Here is a 3,081-nt window from a genome sequence, read left to right on the forward strand (position 1 = left end):
CCGCCCCCCGCCCACGGGGGGGCGCTGCAGGGTGGCGGCCACCTCGGCGACCGCCGGGTGCAGGCGCAGCGCGGCGTCGACGTCGGCGATCTCGACCCGGGCGCCGCGCACCTTGACCTGGTCGTCGTTGCGGCCGAGCAGGGCTATCCGGCCGTCGGGCAGCCACCGGGCCAGGTCGCCGGTGCGGTACATCCGCCCGCCGGCGAACGGGTCGGGCAGGAAGCGCTCGGCGGTCAGCTCGGGGCGGCCGAGGTAGCCGCGGCCCACCCCCGCCCCGCCGACGTACAGCTCGCCCGGGACGCCGATCGGCACCGGGCGCCGACGCTCGTCCAGCAGGTAGACCAGGGCGCCGGGGATCGGCCGCCCGATAGTGGGCCGGCCGCCGCCGGGGCGACAGCGGCCCACCGCGGTCGCGGTGGTGGCCTCGGTGGGGCCGTAGGCGTTGACGAAGTCGGGGCCCGGCGCCCAGCGGTCCACCAGGGCGGCGCTGCACGCCTCGCCGCCCACCGTGATCGCGCGCACCGACGGCAGGTCGGTGTCCGGCAGCGCGGCGAGGACGGAGGCGGGCAGCACCAGGTTGGTGACGGCGTGCCGGCGGATCAGCGCGGCGAGGTCCTCGCCGGCCAGCTCCGCCTCGCCGCGCACCAGCAGGGTGCCGCCGGTGGTGAGGGTCATGTAGACGTCGGAGATCGAGACGCTGAAGCCGAACGCGACGAACTGCAGCACGGTGGAGTCGGGCCGCACGTCGAAGAGTTCGACCTTGGCGGCGACCAGGTTGGCCAGGCCGCCGTGGGTCAGCAGGACGCCCTTGGGCCGGCCGGTGGAGCCGGAGGTGAACATGATGTCGGCGACGTCGTCCTCGTCGAGCCGGACCGCCGGCGCCGCCGGGGCGCCCGGCTGGCGGGCCTCGACGGTGGTCAGCGGCCCGGCGGCCAGCGCCCGCAGCCGGCTCCCGGTGCCGCCCGGGCCCTCGGTGCAGACCGCGAACGGCGGCGCGGCGTCGGCCAGGAGCTGCCGCAGCCGCTCGTCGGGGAAGGCCGGGTCCATCGGCACGTACACCCCGCCCGCGCGGTGCACGGCGATCATCGCGACCACCGAGTCCACCGAGCGCGGCAGGCAGACCGCGACCGGGGTGCCGGCCCTCAGGCCGCGCCCGATCAGCGCCAGCGCGAGGCCGTTGACGGCGGCGTCGAGCTCGGCGTAGTCCAGGCTCTCCCCCTCGCAGAGGACGGCCGGCCGCCCGGGCGGGCCGGCGATGCGCTCGTGCACCGGACCGGGCCGGCGGGCGGGCGCGCCGCGGCCGAAGGCCAGCACCTGCTCCCGATCGGCCTCGGTCAGCAGCTCGATCTCCGCCAGGGCGGTGGCCGGGTCCGCGCCGGCGGCGGCCAGCACCCGCAGCAGGTGGTCGGCCAGCCGCTCGGCGAAGGCGGCGTCGAAGAGGTCGGTGGCGTACTCGATCGCGAGCCGGTCCCGGTCGAGCACCACGGTGAGGTCGAACCGCGCCCGCTCGGCGGGGAGTTCGCCCTCGAAGCGGAGGGTCGCGCCGGGCAGCCGGACCTCGGTGGCCTCCGGCTGCTGGAGCACCAGCATCACCTGGAACAGCGGGTGGTGGGCTCGGCGCCCGCCCGGCGTCAGCTCCTCCACCAGCCGCTCGAACGGCAGCGCCCGGTGCGCGTACGCGTCGGTGGTGACCGCCCGCACCCGCTCGACCAGCCCGGCGAAGTCCGGCGCGCTCGCCCGGTCGGGGCCGCCTGCCGGCCCGCCCAGCACGTCCACGCGCAGCGGCAGGGTGTTGACGAAGCAGCCGACGGTCGACTCGAAGGCCGTCCTCGCCCGATCGTCGACCGGGGTGCCGACCACCAGGTCGTGCTGCCCGGTGTGGCGGTGCAGCACCGTCAACAGGCCTGCCAGCAGCACCATGTACGGGGTGGCGCCGAGCCGGCGGGCGGTCCGATCCAGGGTGGCGCGCAGCCCGACCGGCAGCCGGCGGCCGACGGTGGCGCCGCGGAAGCTCGGCTGCGGTGGGCGGGTCTCGCCGGGGGCGAGGTCGAGCAGCGCCGGGGCGCCCTCCAACGCGCGGGTCCAGTACGCCAACAGGTCGGGGTGCCGGTCCAGTTGGCTCTGCTCCCAGCGGGCCGGGGCCGCCGGGTCCGGGCCGGCGGGCCGTTCGGCGGGACGCCGGTGGGCGGCCAGCGCGGGGTAGACCTCGGCCAGGTCGGCCAGCAGGATCTCCACCGAGCGTCCGTCGACGGCGATGTGATGGACCGTCAGGCAGATCTCCCAGCGGTCGGCGGCGGTTCGGGCCAGCACGGCGCGCAGCAGCGGCGGGTGGGTCAGGTCGAACGGCCTGGCGGCCCGCTCGGCGAACCGGGCGGCTGCGGAGTCGGGCGCCTCGCGCAGGTCGAGCGTCTCCACCAGGTCGTCCGCGCTGCCGGTCCACGGCAGCACCCGCTGGCGCGGGCCCTGCGGGGTCTCGACGTAGGCGGTGCGCAACGCCGGGTGCCGGCGCACCAGTTCGGCGATGCTCTCGGCCAGCGCCCAGGTCTCGACGGCGGGGGCGGCGGGGGCGTCCACGGCAGCGGGGGCGTCCGCGGCGGCTGGCCGCGGGTCGGCGGTCACGGTCAGGGCGAGGGAGACGTTGGAGATCGCCGGGTCGGGCGCGAACTGGTCGATGAACCAGTAGCGGGCCTGGGCCGAGGTCAGCGGGGCGTCACCGGCCTCGGCCGGGGACCCCGGGGCCCCGCTGGCGAGCGGGTCGGCGAACGGGTCGGCGACCCGATCGGCCAGGCCGTCGACCGTACGGGCCAGGTCGGCGACCGTCCGCCCGCCGAACACGTCCGCCGGCGCGAGGTCGGCCCCGCAGCGCTCGGCGACCCGGGCGATGATCCGCATCGCCCGCAGCGAGTGCCCGCCGAGTTCCTCGAACGGCTCGTCCACGCCGACCCGGAAGCCGAACACCTCCGACCAGATGTCCACCAGCAGCGCCTCGGTGGCGGTGCGCGGCGGCGCGGCCGGCGGCCGCTCACCGGCCGAGCGGGCCCGCAGCGCGGCGCGGTCGGTCTTGCCGTGCGCGGTCAGCGG

At 77.6% G+C, this 3,081-nt stretch carries 1 protein-coding gene; it reads right to left on the bottom strand.

What is annotated here, in order from left to right; all coding sequences use genetic code 11:
- Positions 1–3,081, bottom strand: a 3,081-nt coding sequence (locus tag ABD323_RS40240) for a non-ribosomal peptide synthetase (protein WP_344447076.1), incomplete at both ends; no start/stop codon positions are given.

The organism is Kitasatospora nipponensis (genome assembly GCF_039528135.1).
GTDB lineage: Bacteria > Actinomycetota > Actinomycetes > Streptomycetales > Streptomycetaceae > Kitasatospora > Kitasatospora nipponensis.